The sequence below is a fragment of the Microcoleus sp. F10-B2 genome (genome assembly GCF_036704965.1).
Classification (GTDB): Bacteria; Cyanobacteriota; Cyanobacteriia; order Cyanobacteriales; family Microcoleaceae; genus Microcoleus.
In genome coordinates this window covers 78,469-84,530 of sequence record NZ_JAUBTB010000025.1, presented here as the reverse complement: position 1 = coordinate 84,530, position 6,062 = coordinate 78,469, and the positions used below count along the sequence as shown (strand labels likewise).

Genomic DNA, 6,062 nt, shown 5'->3' with positions numbered 1-6,062 from the left:
CGATCCTCTTCGAGGGCTTCGCTAACGGGCGGCTCGAACCTGTAACCGTAACCCCGAATAGTTTTAATAAACTGCGACGCAGTAGCATCAACTTTAATCATTTTCTTGCGAATCTGACCGATATGTACGGTAACAAGTTGGTCTTCTCCTGTGTCGTCGCAGTTCCACCCCCAGATTTTTTCGATTAGCTGTTGGCGACTCCAAGATTGACCGGAATGACTAGCCAAAAAATACAAAATATTAAATTCCAAGGCTGTTAAGTTGATAATGCGATCGTTGAGTGTTGCTTCCCTACGTGCTGAATCGATCGCGAATCGATCGAATACAATGCGCGATGGAGTGACAGGCCTCATGCGTCTCAACACAACTTCTATACGAATTGCTAACTCCGCCAGACCAAAAGGTTTGCAGATATAGTCATCAGCACCTGCAGACAGGACTTTAAGTCGATCGGCTTCGTCGGTGCGGCAGCTTAGCATGATCACAAAAACATTTGTACGGCGCTGCATTTCCTGGCAGAGGTGATAACCTGTAGTATCCGGCAAATTCCAATCGAGAACTACTAGCAGTGGCTTGAATTTCTCAAACAATTCTAAAGCCGTCTCGCCATCTGCGGCCGAATCTACTTGATATTTCTGATTTAAAAAGCGATGAACTAGAGTGCGGATGGAAGCGTCATCATCCACAACCAGAATCTTGGGAGTAGTATCAGTAATCATCACAAAAAAGTTGCTTTTTGTTGTCAATTTCAAGCTGGCAATTTCCGAACAGCTTTAGTGAAGAGTAAAGCCCAAGTCGTTCCAACTAAACAGAGTTTTTTCTGGCAATTCTTCTTTCAGCTTAGTCTTGAGATCAAAAGGCTTTCCCCAATCCCATATTTCGATCTCTAGGTGTTCGTTAAATACTGCGATCGCCAGCTCGATTTTCGGAGTTCCCACTGACAGATTTGTGTGAGAATGGCGAACAGCATGGGTAAACCCCTCGATCGCAGCAAGTTTACAAAGCTGCAAAACTTCTTCGGGAATGGGTAAAGGCTCTAAAAAAAAAAAACTGCTCAACCCACCATAAAACTTGAGTAACAGCCTTGAGTTCGCTACTTACTTGAAGCTTTATCTTGTGAAGAGGCTGGTTATAACTTCGATCGGATTGGGGATTTCGTTGCTCTTGAAGCCAGTTAAAGCTATGTAAAACATCGATCGCACGCTTAAAAAAATCCGCTTGAGTGCTAGGTTGGGGTGGTACTATACTGGGCTGAAAAAATATTTGACAATTAACAGACAGTTTCGACCGGCAGACGTGCGGGTATAACTTAGCTCATCGGCAATTTTGCCAATAAGTTTTATACCTATTTTGCCTATTTCATCGATTTCGCTAAAATCTTCGTCACCGTGGGAGTTGCCGAATAATTTAAAATTCATTTGACTGACCTCTCTTGTTTATCAATAACTGCTTGTTTGTGTTCTGATCAAATCATCGCATCACTTTAATGGAGTGAAGTTGACCAGAGGTATAAAGGTAGGTCTATTAGAGGTCGGTATAATCAAAGTATAGTCAAGGTATAATTAAACTACTGTCATGCAGAGTCCCTATCCTTCGCAAGGCTCAGGACTGGGAAGCATTCCAGCCGTCTCAGAGATCCTTGGCAAGGTTCAGGATGATTTAAATGCACGACGGGTAAGTTGTAATAAAGTTAAATTAGAGGTTAACCTAGATGGATTGGCAAGAATTCCTTAGAGGCGAATCTGGGACACATGGATTATCGATGGAACACACAGAAACATTATTAGCAGCACTATCCTCTCCTGAAAGAGAACCTCTCAATCACGTACAGCTTTCAGGAAAATTCAACATAGCAGAAGCTACTGTAAAACAGCGGTTGGGAGAGATTTACAGTAGGTTTTCAGCCAGTTTTCCTGAACTCGCTCACCACGCAGGTGCAGGTAAGTTGAGGATTCTGCGGACTAGATTAATACAGAAGTATTATCAACCATCACAACCAGTAGTTGCCCCCTACCCTGAAGAATTTATATCGATAATAGAAGAAAAAATTCGCAGGTTTTGCGGACGCCAATTTGTTTTTGAGACTTTTGAGCAATTTATCACCGAAAATCCTCACGGTTATTTTACGATCGTCGGGGATGCGGGAATGGGCAAAAGTTCGATCGCTGCCAAATACGTCTGGGAACATAAATCTCCCTGCTATTTCAATATTCTCGTCGAACGCCGCAACAGACCAGAATTGTTTTTGAAGAGCATTCGCCGACAATTAATTGACCGCTATCAATTGCAAAATTCAGAAGACGCCGATTTACCAACTTTACTGGCACAGGTGGCGGGAAAACTCACTGGTACTGAACGTTTGGTAATTGCAGTTGATGCACTGGATGAAGTCGAACAAGAACCGGGAGGAAATCTTTTACATTTACCGAAGAATCTGCCAAATAACGTATATTTTCTGCTGACTAGGCGACCCTATAGCCTCGATAAGAAGCGATTGTTAGTAGATGTTCCCGAAGAAGAGTTAGATTTAAGACATAGCCAGTATGTTAATTTCAATCAGGATGATATCAAAGAATATATTCGCTTTGTTATCAATACCGATTCTGACCATAAAAATGGACTGAAAAACTGGATTCAAACTCGCAACATTCCCGATAAAACTTTTATCGAACAAGTGGTAAACAAAAGCGAAAACAATTTTATGTATTTGCGGTATGTTTTGCCTGCAATTGCTAAAGGCGTTTACAATGACTTGAGTTTAAAGCAATTGCCAGACGGGTTGCTAGAGTATTATCAAAGCCATTGGGTAAAGATGGAGATGGAAGCTAAGCCAGGGCAATTGATGGAGATGGTCTTGTATATTTTACTAGAGATTGCCACGCCCATTCCCTGCGAGATGATTGCTGGAATTGCCAAGGTGGATGAATGCGATGTGGGAAAGGTTTTAGATAAGTGGGTTGAGTATTTGAAAAAGCAGAATGTAGAGGGAGAAATCTGCTACACGATCTATCATGCTAGTTTCCTTGACTTTCTGAAAGGCAAACGGGAGATGGATTCAAAGCGCAAGATTTTTAAAGAAGTAAATCAACGGATTGCTGAGTATTTAGAAGAGGGGATATAGCGAGATGGGAGAATTTGCTGACAAGTTAGCGGCCAAACCACTTTCATATCAACGTGCTTATCTGGGCAGCTTACTCCCAAATTATGTCAAGTCAAAGAATTTAGAAAAGTATTATCAAAAACTGACTGATTTTAACTTCCTGATGGCAAAGATTCAGCATCCTGAGTTCGGGGTGCAGGCACTTATTGATGATTTCAATTTGGTTGACGATTTAGAAGCAGTAACTCACTCAGATTACAACTCAGAAAAAGCGAAAGCCCTGGACTTGATTCAAGCGGCACTGTGGATGTCAGCCGATATTTTGGATGGAGATCGGACCAAACTGGCGGAACAATTGTTAGGGCGCTTACTGTACTTTGAAATCCCAGAGATTCAGACCATGCTGGAGGTAGCAAAGCAATGGAAAGCAGCACCTTGGTTGCGTCCTTTGACACCCTGTTTAACTCCCCCTCGCAGGGGACTACTACGCACCCTCGAAGGTCACAGCAACTCAGTAAATGTAGTTGCCCTCACCCCCGATGGCAAGCGGGCGCTTTCTGGTTCATCGGACAACACCCTCAAAGTCTGGGATTTAAGAACTGGAAAGGAACTGTTTACTCTCGAAGGTCACAGCAACTCAGTAAATGCAGTTGCTGTCACGGAGGATGGCAAGCGGGCAATTTCTGGTTCAAGAGACAACACCCTCAAAGTCTGGGATTTGTCGAGTGGAAAGGAACAGTTTACTCTCAAAGGTCACACCAAATCAGTCAATGCAGTCGCCGTCACAAAGAATGGCAACCGGGCAATTTCTGGTTCAAGAGACAAAACCCTCAAAGTCTGGGGTTTAACCACTGGAAAGGAACTGTTTACTCTCAAAGGTCATAGCAGTTCGCTAAACGGAGTAGCCCTCATTACTGACGGGAAGCGGGTGATTTCTGGTTCAGATGATACAACTCTCAAAGTCTGGGATTTAACCACTGGAAAGGAAATGTTCGATCTCGAAGGTCACAATTACTCAGTATATGCAGTAACCGTTACCCCCGATGGCAAGCGGGCAATTTCTGGTTTGTCGGACAACACCCTCAAAGTTTGGGATGTAACAACTCGAAAGGAACTGTTTACTCTCACAGGTCACAGCAATTTTGTAAATGCAGTAGCCGTCACCCCCGATGGCAAGCGGGTAATTTCTGGTTCATCGGACAACACCATCAAAGTCTGGGATTTAACCACTCGAAAGGAACAGTTTACTCTCAAAGGTCACAGCTACTCAGTATATGCAGTAGCCGTCACCCCCGATGGCAAGCGGGTAATTTCTGGTTCGTGGGACAAAACCATCAAAGTCTGGGATTTAACAACTCGAAAAGAAGAATTTACTCTCAAAGGTCACAGCAACTCAGTAAATGTAGTTGCCGTCACGGAGGATGGGAAACGGGCGATTTCTGGTTCGTGGGAAAAAACCATCAAAGTCTGGGATTTAACAACTCGAAAGGAAGAATTTACTCTCGAAGGTCACAGCAACTCAGTAAATGCAGTAGCCGTCACCCCCGATGCCAAGCTGGCAATTTCTGGTTCAACAGACAAAACCATCAAAGTTTGGGATTTAACAACAACTCTAAAGCAACAGTTTACTCTCGAAGGTCACAGCAACTCAGTAAATGCAATAGCCGTCACCCCCGATGGCAAGCTGGCAATTTCTGGTTCAACAGACAAAACCATCAAAGTTTGGGATCTAACAACTGGAAACGAAGAATTTACTCTCGAAGGTCACAGCAACTCAGTAAATGCAGTAGCTATCACCCCCGACGGCAAACGGGCGATTTCCGGTTCAGATGACAAAACCCTCAAAGTCTGGGATTTGTCGAGTGGAAAGGTTATTGCCAGTTTCACGGGTGAAAGTTCGATCGCCTGTTGCGCTGTTGCACCCGATGGACTCACAATTGTGGTAGGCGACGAATCCGGCCGCGTATATTTCCTGCGGCTAGAAGGGATTGCTGAGTATTTAGAAGAGGGGGTGGCGTGATATGGGAGAATTTGCTGACAAGTTAGCTGCCAAACCACTTTTCTATCAACGTGCTTATCTGGGCAGCTTACTGCCAAATTATATCAAGTCAGGTAATTTAGAAAAATATTATCAAACACTGACAGATTTTAACTTTCTGATGGCAAAGATTCAGCATCCTGAGTTTGGAGTGCAGGCACTGATTGATGATTTTAATTTAGTTGAAGATTCAGAAGCAGTAACTCACTCAGATTACAACCCAGAAAAAGCGAAAAGCCTGGATTTGATTCAAGCAGTAATGTGGATGTCAGCAGATATTTTGGAGCGAGATAAGACACAACTGGCAGGGCAATTGTTAGGGCGCTTACTGTACTTTGAAATACCAGAGATTCAGGCAATGCCAGAGGTAGCAAAGCATTGGAAAGCAGCACCTTGGTTGCGTCCTTTGACACCCTGTTTAACTCCCCCTCGCAGGGGATTGCTACGCACACTCGAAGGTCACAGCAACTCGGTAAATGCAGTCGCCGTAACTGCTGATGGGAAGCAGGCAATTTCTAGTTCTTTCGACAAGACCATCAAAGTCTGGGATTTAAGAACTGGAAAGGAAGAGTTTACTCTCAAAGGTCACAGCGACTCGGTAAATGCAGTCGCCGTCACTGCTGATGGCAAGCGGGCGATTTCTGGTTCATCGGACAACACCATTAAAGTCTGGGATTTAACAACTGGACATGAAGAGTTTACTCTCACAGGTCACAGGGACTCGGTAAAAGCAGTAGCCGTTACTCCTGATGGCAAGCTGGCGATTTCTGGTTCGTGGGACAAAACCATCAAAGTCTGGGATTTAATAACCAGAGACGAACTGTTTACTCTCGAAGGTCACAGTAATTGGGTAAATGCAGTTGCCGTCACGGAGGATGGCAAGCGGGCGATTTCTGGTTCTCTCGACAAGACCATTAAAGTCTG

The 6,062-nt window shown here is 44.0% G+C and carries 5 protein-coding genes and 1 pseudogene; 3 read left to right on the top strand and 3 right to left on the bottom strand.

All coding sequences use genetic code 11. The features are described 5' to 3' along the window. The 3 genes from QUA99_RS12365 to QUA99_RS12355 form a co-directional block, all read right to left on the bottom strand. On the bottom strand, positions 1-719 hold a 719-nt coding region (locus QUA99_RS12365; protein ID WP_333236622.1), incomplete at its 3' end, for a response regulator transcription factor. A gap of 54 nt (positions 720-773) precedes the next feature. Next, complete coding sequence (locus tag QUA99_RS12360) at positions 774-1,058, bottom strand: ATP-binding protein (RefSeq protein WP_333236496.1); 285 nt, start codon at positions 1,056-1,058, stop codon at positions 774-776. Positions 1,059-1,241: 183 nt separating this feature from the next. Beyond that, on the bottom strand, positions 1,242-1,418 hold the full coding sequence (locus tag QUA99_RS12355; protein WP_333236498.1) for a hypothetical protein: 177 nt from the start codon (positions 1,416-1,418) through the stop codon (positions 1,242-1,244). A 344-nt stretch (positions 1,419-1,762) separates the two neighbouring features. On the opposite strand from QUA99_RS12355, the gene QUA99_RS12350 reads away from it, so the two are divergent. The 3 genes and pseudogenes from QUA99_RS12350 to QUA99_RS12340 form a co-directional block, all read left to right on the top strand. Beyond that, positions 1,763-3,121, top strand: a complete 1,359-nt coding sequence (locus QUA99_RS12350; RefSeq protein WP_333236499.1) for an NACHT domain-containing protein — start codon at positions 1,763-1,765, stop codon at positions 3,119-3,121. Positions 3,122-3,125: 4 nt separating this feature from the next. Then, a complete protein-coding gene (locus QUA99_RS12345; protein ID WP_333236501.1) occupies positions 3,126-5,120 on the top strand; it encodes a WD40 repeat domain-containing protein in 1,995 nt (664 codons plus the stop codon). Position 5,121: 1 nt separating this feature from the next. Further along, positions 5,122-6,062, top strand: a pseudogene (locus QUA99_RS12340) (WD40 repeat domain-containing protein); the annotation flags it as partial.

What these genes read in the sequence shown, in the direction of transcription:
- QUA99_RS12355 (WP_333236498.1), bottom strand. Translation starts at nt 1,418, where the DNA reads ATGAATTTTAAATTATTCGGCAACTCCCACGGTGACGAAGATTTTAGC.
- QUA99_RS12350 (WP_333236499.1), top strand. Translation starts at nt 1,763, where the DNA reads ATGGAACACACAGAAACATTATTAGCAGCACTATCCTCTCCTGAAAGA.
- QUA99_RS12345 (WP_333236501.1), top strand. Translation starts at nt 3,126, where the DNA reads ATGGGAGAATTTGCTGACAAGTTAGCGGCCAAACCACTTTCATATCAA.